Genomic DNA, 16,249 nt, shown 5'->3' with positions numbered 1-16,249 from the left:
TCACTTCGACTCTCATGATCACACTGAATCCTCTTCGTTGGGGCAAACAATACGAGTCCATCGATTTCAATGACGTTGTTCATTTCGACACCGGCGAACCCATCGCACGCATCGGAACGGTCGGCGGAGGCATTGTCGGCCGCGACTTGCGAGTGGCCCATAAAGCGCGGGAAGCATTGCTGGAGGTTCCCACCAGCGAACTGCTGAAGATGTGCTGCAAGGCAGCCGAATTGTTTGAGAAGGAAACGCTGTCAGTCGGTGACTCGCAGCAAACCGTGGATGACTTCATCCATCAACAATCGGCCAGCACGGGTTTGCCCGAGCACATGTGCCGGTCGAACATGACCAAGAACAGTTTCGTGCTCAGCAACATGGAACAGATCCTGGATTGCCTGACACGCGGTTTGGATCTCTCGATCCTGTCCAAGGGCTACGGCGAAGAAGGTCGCGGCGTGACCGTCAGCTACCAAGCTCAAACACCGATCCTGGGAGCCATCCTTCCGAACAATTCTCCAGGTGTCCACACGCTGTGGCTGCCGGCGATTCCATTGCAAATCGGACTGGCACTCAAACCGGGCTCGCAAGAACCCTGGACTCCCTACCGGATGGTCTCCGCCTTCATCGAGGCCGGTGTCCCTGCCGCTGCCTTTGGACTGTACCCCGGTGGGCATGACGCGGGCGGAGCCATCATGGCCAAGACCTCCCGGAGCATGATCTTCGGCAGCGCTCAAACGATCGCTCAACATGCGGGCAACCCGAAGGTGCAACCGCACGGACCTGGCTTCTCAAAGATTTTGCTTGGCGATGACATCGTGGACGACTGGGAAATGTTCCTGGATGTGATGGTGGAAAGCGTGCTCAGCAATTCCGGTCGGAGTTGCATCAACTGTTCTGGGATCTGGGCCAGCCGACACACCCGCGAAATCGCAGCGGCGATCGCCAAACGCATCGGTCCTGTCGACGTCCGCCCGCCAAGCGACCCGGACGCCCAACTGGCAGCCTTCACCGTGCCCGCCATGGCCACGGGAACCTACGCGATGGTTCAGCAGGACTTGGCGGAAAGCGGCGTGACCGACATGACGGCTGAATACGGTGAGAAGCTGATCGAACGCGACCACTGCGCTTACTTGCGTCCCATGGTCCTGCACGCCGATTCACCGGACCGCGGCGTCGCGTCGAAGGAATACATGTTCCCGTTCGTCAGCGTCGTGGAATGCCCCCAAGACCAAATGCTGTCTCGCATCGGCACCTCGTTGATCGGAACCGTGATCACGTCCGATCAAAAGTTCATCCAGGACGCTTCGCGTTGCGTGGACATCGACCGATTGAACATCGGTCCGCTGCCAACCAATCGCTTGAATTGGTTGCAGCCGCACGAAGGCAACATCATTGAGTTCCTCTTCACCAACCGCGCGTATCAGATCGAACCCATGCCAGCCACACCCAGTGCCTGACACGACGAGTCAAATGATGAACTGAGTTTCCGAGCGGCTCGCTGAGTTGCCGGCCCTGCCCAAACTTCATGGACGCCGCGAAAGCTTGCTTTCGCGGCGTTTTCTTTTGCCTTCCTCGAGACGAGGTCGTGCATCAGAGTAGAACAGTTGTCCTCAACGGTTCCGTCGGGCAGCCTTCCACCGCCAAGCCTCATCGCACCCAAGTCCACTTTCAAACGTTCGCGTCACACTGCTCGACGACACCAAACCATCACGCAAACATTTGGGGACAAATGTTCTACTCTGAAAGGACATTCAGCCCTCACCCTCGCGGACGCCTGAACGGCGTCGCTCGATCTCTCCCGAACTTCGTTTCGAGGGAGGTGCACCGCTCGAAAACCCGCAAAAAGCCGCACAGCCTCCGATTCCAAGGGGCTGCGGAAGGTGAATCGCTTGCGCCACCCGCTGTGACGGTTGCGATGACAGAGGTTGTTCCGGTTGCGCCGATGTGTTGCGAAAACACCTCAGGAAACACTGGCCTGTTGTCGCTTGTCCACAAACGTGACCTACCTTTCAGCAGACCAGTCTCGATCGTCAGCATCGCTTGTGATCGTCAGAGTGGTCGCGGAAGCGAATGATCCACAGAAACCGCGGGGTACGCCGAACATGATCAAGCTCACTCGACTCGATGGCGAAGCCTTCATCCTCAACGCCGAGTTGATTCGATACGTCGAACGACGTGGCGACACATTTGTAACGCTGACCAACGGCGAACGCTTGCCGGTCAAGGAAACGATGGACGAGGTCGTTGATCGATCCATCGAATACCAACAGCGCAAGCACTTCTTGCCGCCGATGCCATCCACGCTTGGTCCAGCACCAACGGATACCAACCTCCACACGACATCCTAGTTCGAAGAAACCAATCCAATGGACATCGCCAGTCTGCTCGGTCTGATCTTCGCGATCGGCTTGATCCTCGTTTCGATCCTGCTTGGTAACGCCCCCTTCTCTGCCTTCATCGACATCCCGTCGGGCTTGGTGGTGATCGGAGGTGCTTTCGCAGCCGCACTGATCTGCTTCCCGATGAGCTCGATGCTGAAGAGCCCGGTGATCGCCTTGAAGGTGATTTTGAACAAAGGGGAAGACCGGTTGGTCTTGATCAAATCGATCGTCGAACTGGCAGAAGTCGCTCGCCGAGATGGCTTGTTGGCACTGGAATCCAAGATTGCTGAAATCGACAACGCTCTCGTGAAGACCGGCCTCCAAATGGCTGTCGACGGAACGGCACCGGAAATCGTCGAAGAGGTCCTTCGCACCGAAGTCGCTGGAATGGCGATGCGTCACCGCGAAGGCAAATCGATCATGGATCAACTCGGCCGATTCGCTCCCGCCTACGGGATGATCGGAACCCTGATGGGTCTGATCATGATGCTGCAAGACATGTCCGATCCATCCGGGATTGGGGCCGGGATGGCCGTGGCTCTGATCACCACGCTGTACGGGGCCATCGTCGCCAACGTGTTCTTCAGTCCGTTCGCTGAAAAACTGGGTCTGATGAGCCGCAATGAACAACTCAGCATGGAAATCGCGATTCGCGGCGTCATGGCCATTCAGTCGGGTGAAAGCCCACGAGCGATCGATCAGAAGCTGCAAACCTACCTGCCAACCAAACAACGGGAGCTGCAGTAATGGATGATGAACCAGATGAAATCGCCATCCCCGAATGGGTTGTCACGTTCGGCGACATGATGAGTTTGCTGCTCACGTTCTTCATCATGTTGGTCTCACTCAGTGAGATCAAAGAAGAAGACACGTACCAGGCACTCGTCAATTCGATGCAGCAGCAGTTCGGCTACAAACGTACGCTCGATGCCTTGGCACCGGGCGACGCCAAGCCGCGGTCATCGGAATTCTCCGTTCTCTCCACCACGGGACGAGCGAAGAAAAAGGACACCGCCAAGGGGGGCGTTCCAGAGAAAGCACCCGTCGGCGAAGAACAGCACGTTCGCATCATCCGTCCCGGCAACATGACCGCGGTGGGCAGTGTCGTGTTCTTTGAAGTGGGCAGCGATCGCCTGACTCCCGCCAGCCAACGCATTTTGGAACAGACTGCCAAACAACTTCGCGGGAAGCCACAACGCATCGAAGTTCGTGGACACGTGTCGGCTGAGTTTGCCGCTCGTACCATTGGCACCGATGAAGGCATGATGCTGGCCATCCGACGTGCTGCCACGGTCAAACGCTACCTGGTGTCGAAACAAGGCATTGCCTCGGATCGATTCCGAGTCTCCTCAGCCGAAGCAACCGAACCAATCACCCGGAACGCAACGATCACTAAATTCGGCAACGACTCGCGTGTCGAAGTGTTCCTGCTCGATGAAACAGTGGAGGACCCCAAAGGGACTTCCGATTCCGACTCCAATGTCCAAGCTCCGCAGGCTTAAGGCAATCCGATGGCCGAAGAAAACAAAAACGAAGACAAACCGGAACTCGATGACGCTCCGGCCAAACCGCGCAGCAACACCAGCCTGATTGTGTTGTTCGTGGGAATGGTGGTCGTCCTCGAAACGGGAATGTTCTTCTTCCTGGTCCCCAGTGCGGAACAGGTCAGCGCCTTGGCGGAAGCCGAGTTGATCCAATCCGTCCAAGAAGGCGCCGAGAAGGCCGAAGAAGAGCAATCCGATGAAAATCGAGAGATCGAATTTGATCTGGGAACGTTCGGCGAGACCTTCAGCCCGATCGAAACCGAGCGTTCTTTTCGAGTCGAACTGAGGCTCTACGGTTTGATTCGGAAGAAAAACCGCGAAAAGATGACGAAGGAGTTCACCGCGAAAAACGGGCGTCTTCGGCACGCGATTCGAATGAAAATCCGAAATAGCGAACTTCCTGAACTGCAAGACAACCAATTGGGCTTGTTGCAGCGTCGAATTTTGACGACATGTAATCATCTTCTGGACGAAGATTTACTGCTGGGAGTCGGGTTTCACGAATACCAGCTCATCGAGGAGTGACACGGAGTGGACGATCGTGAGCGAGACGGAGAATCAAACGGAATCCAGCGAACAACTCAATACAGATGATATTGAGGCGTTGCTCAATGAAGCATCCCAGTCTCTCGCAGCCGCCACAGGCGACAAAGAGAGCGATCAACGGGATGTCCCTCGACCGTTCGCTTTAGGCGATCTCTCGCCCAACTCTCTCGGCGAAGCCGCCCACGATGTCGACTTGCTCGGCGAAGTGGAAATGGACCTCCGAATCGAACTGGGACGCACGCAGATGCGACTCGAAGAAGTCCTCCGCCTGCGTGCCGGCAGCGTTGTCGCGCTCGACAAACTGGCCGGCGACCCCGTCGACATCTACGTCAACGGCCGCATGATTGCCCGCGGCGAAGTGTTGGTCATGAATGACAACTTCTGCGTTCGTGTGACCGAATTGATCGGAGCAAGCTCATGATGAATCGCATCATTGCCCCTGCCAACATCATCCCCTTCGCTCTCATCACCTGCCTTGGTGCTGGCGAAATCACAGCCGCGGATCGAAACTACAGTTCAGACACCTCCTACGGCACAGAAGCCGCCTACAGTGCGGACACCCTGCCCTCTCACAGCGTTTCTCCGGAACCGCCCAAAGTCATCGGACGCGGTTTCCCTGCTCTCTCGATGCAGGCAGACAACCAAGACGCATCCGCCTACCAACTGCCCTCAGAAAGCAAAACCTCGGGCCTGGAACTCTCGCCCGATGGCGAATCCTCTCGGTCCAAGAACATCGCTCCACTGGTCACGGTGGGATCCAGCCTCGCCATCGTGTTGGCTTTGTTCTGTGGCCTTGTTTGGGTCAGTCGTCGATTCGGGGGTGGCTCTGCCGTTTCCAAACCGCTCTCCGCATCCACTCTCAGTCCACTCGGGCACGTGATGCTCGACCCACGCACCAAACTCTTGCTGGTCAAATGCGGTCGCCGCGTGCTGGTGCTCAGCCAAACATCGTCCGGCGTCACACCGATCTCCGAAGTCACCGATCCCGACGAAGTCCGTGAGTTGATCGCCAGCTGCTCAGCCGAAGCCCGAGCCGTCTTCGAACAAACCATGCGTCAAATCGAAAGTGAGCCGGTGGCCTCCGGGTTTGTCGAACGCCCCGCGGCTTCCACGCCGCCGTCTAAACCGCGTCGGCTGTTCGCTTCGGCGTAGTCGCATCAACCAACTTGCCTGGAGATGCAGCCGCACGGTCGATCGTTGCCTGACGCAACACCGCCCCTGCCATCGCCATCCCACTGAGGAAGGCGCCTTCGATTCGCGGACCGCCACACCAGTCACCGCATGCTCCCAGCCCTGTGGTCGCGTCCCAAAGGCAATCCGTCTCCAAAGGCGACACAGGATTGGCATAGCGCCAACGATGAGCTTGGCACTCAACCACGCGAGCGAATCGGTGCCCCGTCGCTTCCTGCATTGCAGCGAGCAACTGCGAGCCCACCCACTCGGGCGACTGCTCCAAGTGCTGCTGCGACCAATCCGCCGAAGCGTGCATAACCCACGCACTGGCAGATCCGTCCTCGGCACCCCGCCCCGGCTTTTCATCGTTGCGAGCGATCCAGGACAGCGGCCCCTCGTTGATGAAGGCACCTGAAAAACCAAGCTCCGGCAAGCCTTCCCCGCGGACCATCACGGACCAACAGGGCAACATCTCAACCTGCCGAGCGGTGGCAGCAATCCCGGAGTGACCAGCCAACAAGGAGGCAGCTTGCTCCGGCGGGCAATTGACGATCACGCAATCAAATTCGTTGTTCCACTCGCCTTTCAAAGAATCGTCCGGTGACAAACCACTTGGGTCTGCAACCTTCAGCTGCCACCGTTCGCCCACCCGCTTGAGTGACTCCACGGTGGTTTGCAAATGGACATTGACGTCCGCTGCCAAATGCTTGGCAATGGCGTTCATGCCAGGGACACCGACATAACGAGGCGTCCCGCACTTTTCCTTCCCCACCTGGCCTCCCGGTTGCAACTCCACAATCGGCTGCATCCAGGGAGCGACCAAGCCTTGGCTGATCCAGCTTCGCACATACCTCGCGAACCGATCATCGCGAACCGTGAAGTACTGAGCACCGTGATCGAAGCCCACTCCTGATTCGCCGCGTCGCGTCGCCATCCGCCCTCCGACTCCCCGCGATTTCTCAAAGACGTGCACCTCCAGACCGTGGTCGGAAAGCGTGCGTGCTGCGGTCAAGCCTCCCAGTCCCGCTCCCACAATCGCAACGCGAGGCAGCGTGGCGGCAATCGGGCGATTGACCCACTGAGCAAACCGAGGCACGTCAAGGCGACGCTCGTGCTGATCAACGGACCGCGAACGAACCGTCCCATAGACCGGCTGCTCAGGCTTGAAAGGACGATCAAACTGGCCAAAGCACCACAGGATACCGCTGTAGCTGATCGGGCTTCTGCCATCGATTGCATACCGATGGTTCAGGTCGATGCACTGAGCCAGTGCCTGACAGGGTTTCGACGTCATGGCCAAAAACGCTTTTCCCCATGTCATCCGCAAATTGTTGTGCAGTTCGCCGTGCTGCAACAAACTCTGCTGAGCCAAATTCCAAAGCGACTGCGAGGACTTCCCACGTGCGAGTGATTCCCAATCCAGGACTTCCTCCCGTGGATCGTCGGCGTGCTCGACCAACGATTCACGAGCCCATTGAGGAAGAGCCGCCATGGTGTCGAGGTCCTCCACGTGCTCCAGGCAAAACCGAAACACCATCTCCCGCCAAACCACCAATTCATCGACGTATTTCCCCGCTCCCAACGCAGCGGCTTCGCGAGCGATTCGAAATGGACTGACCATCCCATAGTGCAGGTGACCACTCAGACGACTGACACCCAACGGATCGTCCGCATCATTTCGTCGCTCCGAATACTTGCTCAACGATGTCTCCCGGAAACGATCCCAACGAGCATAACCTGCGCGCGTTCCACCGGGAGTGTCCGCGACGGGGCCAACCGAATGATCAATCTTGCACCGACTGATCAAGTCCGCCAATTGAACGTCCTGCAGATCGATCGATTCAAATCCAAGCGGCCCGGTGAACTCAGCCGGTTGAACGTCGGCGGGCAACTCTTCATAGGGACGCTCCAATCGATCCGCCAACGCATCCTGGATGAGACTCCGAAACTCAAAGGCTCGCGTTGGAACGGTTGGAATCGACAAAGACGGCACAACACAGGTCGTGTCAACCAACATGATCGGCGTCGTCACGAGACTTCGCAATCGCTCGACCCAACATGCAATGGGCGCAACGGGCATTTCCTCGCTGACCAACACCGCCGCCCGGCGACATAAATCCCTCAGGTGCGGACCACGATGCCCCTGACGTTCCAGATGAAACGCGTAAGTGATTCCCTTCGCTTCCAGCTCTCGCTGAACATCGCGTGCTCCCTGCAGGATGAACGCATGATGCCGATCCGATGCGTAGGGGTACTTTTCCGAGAGCCCGTGATAGACCAGCAGCGGCAAACCATTTTCGTGCGCCAACCACATCGCTGCGTCCAAGGCAGGATTTTCATGCCCCCGGACAGCGTTGTGCATCCAGTACAGAACCATCTCACCCGGCGGATGATCCGTCTGGTCAGGTGCAACGACCCAGCGTCGACGCTCGGCCAATGATGCGGGGATCCGACGATCCAAAATGATTCACTCCCGTGAGAAAAGATCCTTTGACTCATTACCGTAGGTACACGGCAAACGGTGGCAAGTGACACTTGCACGCGAGCCCTTGCGTCTGGGTTCACCCGCTACCGAATCAATCGGCGAGCCAGCCAACCTCGCTTCAGTCCAACGGGAACTTCGATCCCCTCATTTTCAACTTGTTGTCCCAGTGACTCAACCACTGACTTCGCCGCCATTTGACCACTGATGGCGGCTCCCTCCATCGTCGCTGGCCATCCCGTGGCGACCGCGTCCCCAGCCAAATGAAGCCCCGGACGCGACGTTTTTGATTCAGGACGACACCCCTGAGTCGTCGGGCTGACACAAAATACAGCGTGCGGGTCCGTCACAACGCGGCTCTTCCGAATCTGAGGCGTCCCTGATTCGGGGAACGCCTGTGACAACTCACGCACCACTTCGGCGACCAACTTCTCTTTGGGCCAATCACTCCCCGCGTGTCGTCCGCTGATGACCACTTGATGGTAAACCCCTTCGGCACGGGAGGATTGCTCGGCCTGCTCGATCGGTTCCTGAAAGAACCACTGCGCCAACGTTCCCACCATCACCACGTGAGGCAGAGGAGTCAGGGAACGATCCAGCCAGAGATGAATGCCCGTGATCGGTGACGACGCAAACGGCAACTCCCAATCCTCCTTTTCCGAAGGAGTCAGCCCCGCCTGCTTCCCCCACAAGTCAGGAAACCAGCGACGACTGACATGCCAGGGCGTCGCCACGACGACATGATCCGCAGTCCGAGATTCACCGCTTGAACGCTCGATGATCCAACGCTCACTCCCCTCGTCCCAACGCATACCACGGACTGCGTCTCCAAGTTCAAACCGAACTCCGCGTCGCGACAAAGGCTCTCGAAACGATTCCCCAAAGATCTCAGACAACGGACGTTTGGGCACCCAAACGTCACTTGCATTCCTCGCACCCGCGAATCCGTCGATCATCACTTTTCGGGCCGCAGCCATCGACACTCGCTGCGGCACATCCCCCAAGGCACTGACCAAAATCACATCCCAAAACTTCGTTCGGGTGTCTTCGCTTTGACCGTTGGCTTGCAACCATTCCAGTGCCGTGACATCGATCAAATCGCTCTCTTGGATCCGCATCAGACGCCACAAAGCCGAACGAATCTGCCGTCGGTTGCTGCCTGTCAAATGCTTGAGCGATGACAAGCTGGATGCCAAGTGCAACGGCGGTGGCAACCAAGGACTCGGACGAAAACGACTGAACCCATGCTGAGGATGATAGAACGTCAGTTCTTCGTACCGTTGAAATTGCGACAACAACTCCAGGCGTTGAAGCAAGTCCAGCAACGTCGTGCAGCACCCCATCGCAACGTGCTGGCAATAATCCACCGTCTGTCCCGTGGTGGGTTCCACGAACGAGCCCGCACGGCCACCGGTTTGGTGGCGTGAATCCAACAACTCGACCTGCAACTCACCACGCCCAAATGCTTGCGTGCGAGAAAGCGCTTCGGCAGCTGACAGCCCAGCGATTCCGCCTCCGATCACAACCACGTGTTTTGTCATGCCGGGTCATTGCCATGCGTCGACACACGGCGGCCTTCCCCAGTCGTCAACTCCAACGGCGGAACAGGAAGTCGTCGGTACAGCGGGCCAACAAAGTGGTTGGACACGATCCCGATCCGGTCTCGCATCCCCAACGAAACCCTTCGCGAAACAACAGCGTCGGGATCGTCCATGATTCGCTGCAACAACTTTCGATAGGTTCGCCACATCATGCTGAACATCGGACGGCCATCCTCGTGCAACGAATCCCACACACGCCATCCCGACTCAAACAACTCTGCCGCGCGGCGTGTTTCATCCAGCAACAAGCAACGCAACCGAGCGTCTCGGCGTGGATGCAATAAATCGTCTTCTTCCAAACCATGCTGCTCGTAATGCTGGCGAGGCAGATAGATCCTCCCGCGAGCGGCATCTTCGCTGACGTCTCGCAGAATGTTGGTCAGCTGAAAGGCCAACCCGCAGTCGACCGCCGCTTGCATCGGCAAAGGCGATCGAAATCCCCAAATGTGCAGACACGCGATCCCCACCGCAGACGCAACCAAGTAACAGTAGTGTTCCAACTGCTCGAAAGTATCAAACCGGTTTTTCTGCTGGTCTGCCATCACGCCATCGATGATTTCCAGCAGGTAGCGAGATGGAATCTCATATCGATTCGCAGCGTGACGAAGCGCGGGCATGATGTCGGTCGCATGCCGAACCAAATCCACTGACGCATTCGGAGAGAGGTTCTCAAGGCCATCCGCCAATCGAACCGGTTGGTTCCCCTGACCGATCAAATTCATCGCGGTGGTTTGCCGCCACCATTGCAGCCAACTCCGTCGCAAAGCCATCGGCTCGTCGCAATCGCCCAAATCATCCGTCACACGCGCGAAGGCATACAAAGCCGACATGGCGTCGCGTTTCTGCCGTGGCAACAACCAAAACGAACGATAGAAACTGCTTCCCGATTGACGTGAAATCCGTCGCACGGCAGCGTAGCTGGACACCAACTGTTTGAATTCGGCTGTCATCGTGTTGCTCCCGTGCGGGCACGTCCGGACCAACAACGCAGCCACATCGCACGTCCGAGCAACCGCATTTGGGTTGAGCGTCGGACGACAGGCCGGACCCGCAAAATGTCGAATTCAATGGATTCGATGGCATCGATGGTTGCCAAGCCACCTTCGGCAAACAATCGCAAATCCGCACTCAGCCAGGTCGGCACGCGATCAACGAGCGGCAGGCCTCGATGGAACCTCGTACGTGTTTGCTGGCACAGAAACTGGATCGCCTCACGAATCGCCACCGGAGTCGACTGCCCTGGTGCCAGACCGCCGCGAATCTCGCTTCCGTCAAACCCAAACCGCTGCATGATCGATTCCGGAATGTAAACCCGCCCCATCAACCGATCCCGCGAAACGTCCTGCCAAAAATTCACCAATTGCAGTGCCGTGCAGATCTCATCGGATGCCAATCCGTTTTCTTCCGTGTCCGCGTCCGCCAACCGCAGGATCATCCGCCCAACCGGATTGGCCGATCGCCGACAATAGTCGAGCAACTGCTCCTCGTCCTCGTAGCGGTTCGTGGTTTGATCTTGAGTGAATGCATCGAGCAAATCGTCCAGCAGTTGTCGCGGAATGGAATACCGATGCACCGTGTCGGCGAGCGCAACGAAGATGCCTTCGTTCTGCCCCCCGTCTTCCTCGACGGAGTACATGTCAGCGACGGCCTGGCGATACTCCCGCAGGGCCGCCAAGGCTTTTTCAGGCGTCCCGGATTCATCGGCCCGATCATCGGCGGTGCGACAAAAAGCGTACAAATCGTAAAAGGGCTGGCGAAAGACTCGCGGCAACAAACACGTCGCCACTAGAAAATTTTCGCGGCTGGCCCGGGCGATGGCTCGGCACTCGGCACGCGATTCGGACAGTGCATCTCGAAAACAGCCCTGTCCATCTTCTCCTAGAATGATTTTGCTAGCAGTTCGCTCGGCGCGGTCTTCTCCCGGGGAAGATTCCTGGTTGCGGCCGAAGGTGCTGACAGAGGGCAAGGACTTACCTGATTGGAGTCGACCACGCGGGTCAGTGGACAAAGCGGGAATCGAGCCGTTGGACGTTTTGGGGCTTCTGCGGTTATTCTAGCCGATGACCAACTCCCCAGAACAAACACGGCCGGCGTCCAATGGTTGACGCCCCCCAGCAAACTCAGAAATCCAACTCCCATGAAAATCATTTTGGCGGCTCCCCGAGGCTTCTGCGCTGGAGTCAACATGGCAATTGATTCACTGGATCTGACGCTGCAGAAATTCGGCCCACCGGTCTATGTCTACCACGAGATCGTCCACAACCAGTTCGTGGTCAAGACTTTCCTTGAAAAAGGGGCCGTCTTCGTCGACACCATCGAAGAAGTTCCGGAAGGGGGCGTGCTGCTGTTCTCCGCTCACGGTGTTTCGCCCGAAATCCGCAAGGCCGCGCAGGCCCGCAAACTGCACGCCCTCGATGCGACCTGCCCGTTGGTCACCAAGGTTCACCTGGAAGCGATCAAGTACGCCAAGGCGGGTTACACAATCATCTTGATCGGGCACGAAGGTCACGACGAAGTGCTCGGGACCATGGGCGAAGCTCCCGAAGCGATCGTGTTGGTCGAAGACGAAGCCGATGTCGATCGCTTGGAATTTGAACCTGACACCCAACTGGCCTACCTCACCCAAACGACTCTGTCAGTCGATGATGCCGGGCGAGTCATTCGCCGTCTTCGCGAGCGTTTCCCAGAGATTCACTCGCCACCCAAAGACGACATCTGCTACGCGACCCAGAACCGACAGGAAGCCGTCAAACTGCTGCGTGAAGATGCCAACGTGGTCGTTGTCCTCGGCAGCCAAAACAGCAGCAACAGTCAACGACTGCGCGAACTGGCGGCGGAACAAGGCAAACGTGCGATGCTGGTCGACGGCCCACAAGATCTGGCCGTGGATCAGTTTTCCAACGAGGACAACGTGCTGATCACCGCCGGTGCAAGCGCTCCCGAATCGGTGGTTCAATCCACGATCGAATGGTTGCAGAACCACTTCGACGCCGTCGTGGACACGCAAGTCGTCCGAGAAGAAGACGTTCAATTCCCGCTGCCCAAACCCCTGCGGGCTTTCGCTGCTGAACAAGCCGCCGCAAAATGATTGTCTGAATCAGTCGCATCGGCTTCCAGCCTGTGATGGATCACCCCACAGGCTGGAAGCCGATGCCACATTTCGCTCCGATAAACTCAACGAGCGAAATCGAAGCGGTCGAGTTCTCGATCACTGATCTTCGAACGGTTCCTCCAATCCCTCAACGATGCAAAAACGTTGATTGACATCGATGGGCTTGCTCTCGCTCGCTTCCCATCGCTGGACCTCCCCGGTTGGCCACGTCACGGTGATCGAATCCAGTGACGAAACGTCCCCCAATCCGAAGTGCAGGATCGCTTCGTTGCGGCAGGCGTAGCCGTCACCCGTCGCGACCATTCCGGCCCAAACTTCCTCTCCCGATCTCACATCGACCCGAGCCCCGATCGCGTCACGTTCGGATTGCGTGCCGATCAGCCGTAGTTGCAGGAAGTTGCCAACGGACTCGGTTTCGTTTCGAAGCAGTTCCGCAGCAGCGTCCACATAGGTGACCACGGCGTCCAATCGACCGTCGCGGTTGAAGTCGCACGTTGCCACGCCGCGGCCCAGGCGAGCTCGTTCCCAGTCGCCTTTCGGATCGTCCATTTCAGCGGCCTCAAATCGCTGGCCTCGATTGACCAACAACTGCGTCTTCATCTGAAACGGTGTTCCGCGGTCCCTGAGGTCTTCCACGTGACCGTTGGCGACCAACAAATCTTCCCAGCCATTGTTGTCGTAATCCAACGCCTGCACTCCAAACCCCGTCATGCGTGATGTCAACCGATCCACACCAAACACGACGGCGCGATCGACAAACATCCCAGCGCTCGTTTGGCAAAAGTGGTTGGCCCATTCGTCGTAGAAATTGCTGACGTGCAAATCCAATTTCTGATCGCGATTGAAATCCGCCATCGCGATTCCCATGCACGCGTTCATGTCGCCTCCCGGACCAACCGCGACACCGCGAATGGCCGCTTGGTCTCCCCATGCCAACGTCCCATCTTCGCCTGGGGCACGAAACCAAAGGTGATTGGCTCGCTGATCGTTGGAAACAAAGATCTCATTCCCCGGCAGGGAATCCAAGTCCGCGACCATCAATCCCATCCCCGTGCTGGGGCCATGACCTTCGTTACCCAAAGGCAAAGACTCCCCCGCCCCTTTCCCATCGGAAACCAATACCTCACTGGAAGCGGGCTGAAAGTGCAGAGGCCCGGGCAGCTTCACCGGCGATCCGTCAGGTTTCCTTTCAATCGGCCTCAACACCTCGGGATCATCGATGTACTGAATTGAAATCAGGTCTGGCAAATGATCGCCTGTCACATCTGCGATGGCAGCCGACAGAGTGAACGCATCGGGTGCCGCTGGAGAGGTCGCATCAAAGTCAGAGACAAGCCGTTTTTGAAACGTCCCATCGGCTTGGTTGATCAACCAAACGTTTTCGCCAAAGTTCGCCAACAACAAATCCGGCCATCCATCCTGGTTCCAATCGCCTGACGTGACCCCGTGGCCGTAGCGACGATCATCGCTGCCAGATGGCATCACCACGTCGACCAACTTGCCATCCGACTGACGAAACAAAGCGTTGGGTTTGGCACCGAAATGAGTGGTTGCCTCACCGGCGGCTTGGTTGAAATACAGATCCACCCAACCATCCGCATCAAAATCAAGGCAGGCCACTCCCCCGCCCAAGGGCTCGTGCAATCGGAACTCCGACTTCACCGGATCCGTGGCATTGAACCACCGGAAATCCATTCCCAATTCCTGGGCAACATTGACCAATCGAGCCCTGACTGCGTCCACCTGCATTGGCCCCGGGTCCGTCCCAGGCAACTCAACCCGTGATCGCTGGTTCAATGCGGTGATCCACTCATTGCTCTGGTCGACAAATTGATTCACATCCAATCCCACCAACAACTCCGCTTCGTCGATCCCTTTGGGATACTTCGCCAACGTGGACTGCACCGTTTGTCGAAGCTCTTTCCAATCACCTGATGGCTGCATCGATGCCAGCAGCAGTTGCCAACTCAGGGCCTCCCCGAGGCAACCTTGTTTTTGCAGCATGCCCGTCAACCGTTCGAACATCTCCGCTTGCTCTTCACGGGACAGGGGACTGGCCTGTGAATTCCAGATCTGATTTGCCAACCACTGAGTCTCATCGAGTTGCAACAATCGCTCGCTGACACGTTCCCGAGCTTCTTCGAGCGGGCGTTGTTCCACCGCATCGGAATCCACTTCCGTTTTCGCTTTCAAGACATCCAACGAGGCAGCCAGACTGTCCCAAGCGATTTGACTGTGCGGTTCACGGCGGATGGCCTCCAAGAAACATCGAACGGCAAATTCGGTTGAATTGCCGAGTTGGCCAGAGGACTCCTGCTCCTCCGGAACAAGCATTCCATCTCGCAACGCGGTTCCCCACGCGAGCCAATAAGCGGGGTACCGGCTGACACGCACCGAGTCGCTGCTGGTCGCCCAATCAATCCAGTTGCCTTCTTGTTGGGCGGCAGCATACAGCCAACCAAGCATTGCCAGGACGGCTGGATCGTTGCCATCGACTCCGTCGCTGGTGACCAACACATCGATGGCTTCTTGCAAGTCACCACGACTGCGGAGCGCGGCTACCACGCTCAAAACTCCTTTGCGTTTCACCGCTTCCCGGTCTTGAACGTCAGGCTTGGATTCGAAGTTCACTTGAGGGCGATGCGGGTAGATCAAACCGATCAATTCCGGTGGGCTCAAGGCGACTCGTCCGGCAAGCACTCGGTATTGCTCGTTGGCATCAAATCGGTACCCACGCTGAGCCAGCAACCCCGCGTAATCTCGACGCAACTCGACGTTCTGCGGATGAGCCTGAATCAATTCACGAAGTCGTTTCACCGCGTCGGCCGGATCGCCTGCTTGGTAAGCCAAACTGGCCGCCTGCGATGCCAGTGCCAATCCATCGGACGGTTTCGTCGCGATCAACTCATCCAGTGATTCAATGGCTTCCGTCAACCGACCGCTTTGAACATGCTGAGCCACTTGCTCTCGCGGGTTCAACGGTTGCCCGACAGCAGGCGGGGGATCATCGACCGAACCAACTGGTTGGGTCGGTGCCGGTTTGCACCCCATCCAACCACCAAGCAACAGCACCCCCAAACACCAGCCAACCAAGAGGTCGCGCAGTTTCGAAGTGCTGTGCGTGCACCGCCAGAGAACTCCGCCCGTGAAACGGGAGGGGTCGGAAAACGACGCGTTCAGCGAGATTTCCGGGAGAGGGCAATTCACGCTGCGATCCCATGCTCTCGCCCCCTCCCTCGCGTACGCCTGAACGACGTCGCTCGACCTCCCCCCAACTTCGTTTCGGAGGAGGTGCATCCTGCGGAACCCCGCTGAAAAGCGGCGTCGATCCACTGCACGATCTCCCAATGGGAAGCGGGGTTTCGTCAGCGGCGTTTGCTTCACCGCGAAGAAGGTCGTCAAGAAAACCGTTG

At 57.6% G+C, this 16,249-nt stretch carries 13 protein-coding genes; 8 read left to right on the top strand and 5 right to left on the bottom strand.

Features of this window, described 5'->3' with window-relative positions; translation table 11 throughout:
• The first annotated feature begins 14 nt into the window (after nt 1–14).
• The 7 genes from RISK_RS00455 to fliO all read left to right on the top strand — a co-directional run bounded on the left by RISK_RS00455 (nt 15) and on the right by fliO (nt 5,620).
• Entirely contained in the window at nt 15–1,454 is a 1,440-nt protein-coding gene (locus RISK_RS00455) for an aldehyde dehydrogenase family protein (protein ID WP_047812276.1), read from the top strand.
• Between the two features lie 645 nt (nt 1,455–2,099).
• Nucleotides 2,100–2,345 carry a flagellar FlbD family protein gene (locus tag RISK_RS00445; protein WP_047812274.1) on the top strand — a complete coding sequence of 82 codons (246 nt, stop codon included), beginning with the start codon at nt 2,100–2,102 and terminating at the stop codon, nt 2,343–2,345.
• 18 nt (nt 2,346–2,363) lie between these two features.
• Nucleotides 2,364–3,125 (top strand): motility protein A, encoded by a 762-nt coding sequence (locus tag RISK_RS00440; protein WP_047812273.1) that lies wholly within the window; start codon nt 2,364–2,366, stop codon nt 3,123–3,125.
• A complete protein-coding gene (locus tag RISK_RS00435) occupies nt 3,125–3,880 on the top strand; it encodes an OmpA/MotB family protein (protein ID WP_047812272.1) in 756 nt (251 codons plus the stop codon). Before RISK_RS00440 ends, RISK_RS00435 begins: the two co-directional genes overlap by 1 nt.
• 9 nt (nt 3,881–3,889) lie before the next feature.
• Complete coding sequence (locus tag RISK_RS00430) at nt 3,890–4,447, top strand: dihydrolipoamide acetyltransferase (RefSeq protein ID WP_047812271.1); 558 nt, start codon at nt 3,890–3,892, stop codon at nt 4,445–4,447.
• Between the two features lie 16 nt (nt 4,448–4,463).
• Nucleotides 4,464–4,889: a flagellar motor switch protein FliN gene (gene fliN, locus RISK_RS00425; protein WP_047812270.1), complete on the top strand. Its 426-nt coding sequence runs from the start codon at nt 4,464–4,466 to the stop codon at nt 4,887–4,889.
• On the top strand, nt 4,886–5,620 hold the full coding sequence (gene fliO, locus RISK_RS00420; protein ID WP_063838421.1) for a flagellar biosynthetic protein FliO: 735 nt from the start codon (nt 4,886–4,888) through the stop codon (nt 5,618–5,620). The genes fliN and fliO overlap by 4 nt, the downstream gene beginning before the upstream one ends.
• Here fliO and RISK_RS00415 read toward each other — a convergent pair.
• The 4 genes from RISK_RS00415 to hpnC form a co-directional block, all read right to left on the bottom strand.
• Nucleotides 5,589–8,102 carry an FAD-dependent oxidoreductase gene (locus tag RISK_RS00415; RefSeq protein ID WP_047812269.1) on the bottom strand — a complete coding sequence of 838 codons (2,514 nt, stop codon included), beginning with the start codon at nt 8,100–8,102 and terminating at the stop codon, nt 5,589–5,591. The two genes, fliO and RISK_RS00415, sit on opposite strands and share 32 nt — an antisense overlap.
• A 107-nt stretch (nt 8,103–8,209) precedes the next feature.
• Nucleotides 8,210–9,664, bottom strand: coding sequence for a hydroxysqualene dehydroxylase HpnE (gene hpnE / locus RISK_RS00410; protein WP_047812268.1), 1,455 nt, complete (start codon nt 9,662–9,664; stop codon nt 8,210–8,212).
• A complete protein-coding gene (locus RISK_RS00405; protein ID WP_047812267.1) occupies nt 9,661–10,674 on the bottom strand; it encodes a phytoene/squalene synthase family protein in 1,014 nt (337 codons plus the stop codon). The genes hpnE and RISK_RS00405 overlap by 4 nt, the downstream gene beginning before the upstream one ends.
• Nucleotides 10,671–11,732 carry a squalene synthase HpnC gene (gene hpnC, locus RISK_RS00400; RefSeq protein ID WP_236695907.1) on the bottom strand — a complete coding sequence of 354 codons (1,062 nt, stop codon included), beginning with the start codon at nt 11,730–11,732 and terminating at the stop codon, nt 10,671–10,673. The genes RISK_RS00405 and hpnC overlap by 4 nt, the downstream gene beginning before the upstream one ends.
• 129 nt (nt 11,733–11,861) lie before the next feature.
• Here hpnC and ispH point away from each other — a divergent pair, with 129 nt between their 5' ends.
• Nucleotides 11,862–12,812 carry a 4-hydroxy-3-methylbut-2-enyl diphosphate reductase gene (gene ispH / locus RISK_RS00395; RefSeq protein ID WP_047812266.1) on the top strand — a complete coding sequence of 317 codons (951 nt, stop codon included), beginning with the start codon at nt 11,862–11,864 and terminating at the stop codon, nt 12,810–12,812.
• A 120-nt stretch (nt 12,813–12,932) separates the two neighbouring features.
• Here the strand turns inward: ispH and RISK_RS00390 are convergent, their stop codons facing one another.
• The gene (locus RISK_RS00390; protein WP_236695906.1) at nt 12,933–16,043 is read right to left on the bottom strand and encodes a CRTAC1 family protein; all 3,111 of its coding nucleotides are present in this window, start codon (nt 16,041–16,043) and stop codon (nt 12,933–12,935) included.
• Nucleotides 16,044–16,249: the final 206 nt, after the last annotated feature.

This window comes from Rhodopirellula islandica (assembly GCF_001027925.1).
Taxonomy (GTDB): domain Bacteria; phylum Planctomycetota; class Planctomycetia; order Pirellulales; family Pirellulaceae; genus Rhodopirellula; species Rhodopirellula islandica.
Note: the sequence above shows the minus strand (reverse complement) of the source record. Positions and strands in the feature narration are given on the sequence as shown.

Excerpts from the sequence above, each read along its gene's own strand:
- fliO (WP_063838421.1), top strand. The coding sequence starts at position 4,886 with ATGATGAATCGCATCATTGCCCCTGCCAACATCATCCCCTTCGCTCTC.
- RISK_RS00430 (WP_047812271.1), top strand. The coding sequence starts at position 3,890 with ATGGCCGAAGAAAACAAAAACGAAGACAAACCGGAACTCGATGACGCT.
- ispH (WP_047812266.1), top strand. The coding sequence starts at position 11,862 with ATGAAAATCATTTTGGCGGCTCCCCGAGGCTTCTGCGCTGGAGTCAAC.
- RISK_RS00445 (WP_047812274.1), top strand. The coding sequence starts at position 2,100 with ATGATCAAGCTCACTCGACTCGATGGCGAAGCCTTCATCCTCAACGCC.
- RISK_RS00455 (WP_047812276.1), top strand. The coding sequence starts at position 15 with ATGATCACACTGAATCCTCTTCGTTGGGGCAAACAATACGAGTCCATC.
- RISK_RS00435 (WP_047812272.1), top strand. The coding sequence starts at position 3,125 with ATGGATGATGAACCAGATGAAATCGCCATCCCCGAATGGGTTGTCACG.
- RISK_RS00440 (WP_047812273.1), top strand. The coding sequence starts at position 2,364 with ATGGACATCGCCAGTCTGCTCGGTCTGATCTTCGCGATCGGCTTGATC.
- RISK_RS00405 (WP_047812267.1), bottom strand. The coding sequence starts at position 10,674 with ATGACAGCCGAATTCAAACAGTTGGTGTCCAGCTACGCTGCCGTGCGA.
- hpnE (WP_047812268.1), bottom strand. The coding sequence starts at position 9,664 with ATGACAAAACACGTGGTTGTGATCGGAGGCGGAATCGCTGGGCTGTCA.